Origin of the sequence: Leucobacter soli (assembly GCF_042659205.1) — a bacterium.
Lineage (GTDB): Bacteria > Actinomycetota > Actinomycetes > Actinomycetales > Microbacteriaceae > Leucobacter > Leucobacter soli.
Genome location: NZ_JBHSRW010000412.1, coordinates 1 through 1004 on the forward strand (window position 1 = coordinate 1; position 1004 = coordinate 1004).

Sequence of the window (1004 nt, forward strand, 5' to 3'; positions counted from 1 at the left end):
GAGGTGAGCCGCAGCGCGCTTGCGCTCGGTCTCCTTCGGATCGACGCGCGGCGCCGCCTCGCCGATGAGCTCGAGCACCTCGGCATCCTTCGGGCTGGCCGGGCGCGGGGTGACGTGGATCTTCGCGGCGCGCATGATCTGGCGCATCTCGCCGCGCTGCTCGGGCAGCACGAGCGTCACGACGTCGCCCTCGTTGCCGGCGCGCGCGGTGCGGCCGGAGCGGTGCAGGTAGGCCTTGTGCTCGACCGGCGGATCCACGTGCACGACCAGATCGACGCCGTCGACGTGCACGCCGCGCGCGGCGACGTCCGTCGCGACGAGCACCTTCGCCCCGCCCGAGACGAACTCGGCGAGGTTGCGATCCCGCGCGTTCTGCGACAGGTTGCCCTGCAGCTCGACGGCAGGAATGCCCGCGGCGGTCAGCTGCTTGGCGAGCTTCTTCGCCTGGTGCTTCATGCGGGTGAAGAAGATGCGGCGCTCGGTGCCCGAGGCGAGCGCCTCGATCAGCGCGTCCTTGCCGGCCTTGCTCGCGACCTCGAACACGTGATGCGTGAGCTGCGGCACGGGGGACTCGGCGCTGTCGACCGAGTGCAGGATCGGGTTGTGGAGGTACTTCTTCACGATGTTGTCGACCCCGTTGTCCAGGGTCGCGCTGAAGAGCAGCCGCTGGCCCTGCTTCGGCGTCGCGTTCAGGATCCGCGTGACGACGGGCAGGAAGCCCATGTCGGCCATGTGATCCGCCTCGTCGAGCACGGTGATCTCGACGCTGTCGAGGCTGATGAGCCTCTGCTTCATGAGGTCGTCGAGGCGGCCGGGCGCGGCGACCACGACGTCGACGCCGGCCTCGAGCGCAGCCTCCTGGCGGCGTTGCGGCACGCCGCCGAAGATGGTGGTGACCTTGATGCCGGCGGGAACGGCGAGCATCTTGATGGTCTCGGCGATCTGGGTGACGAGCTCGCGGGTCGGGGCCAGCACGATCGCGCGGGGGCGGCTCGGGCGGCGCT

1 protein-coding gene is annotated in these 1004 nt (G+C 70.4%); it reads right to left on the minus strand.

The features are described from left to right. Positions 1 to 1004: DEAD/DEAH box helicase (locus ACFPZL_RS13610; protein WP_382335926.1), on the minus strand; the 1004-nt coding region annotated here is incomplete at both ends.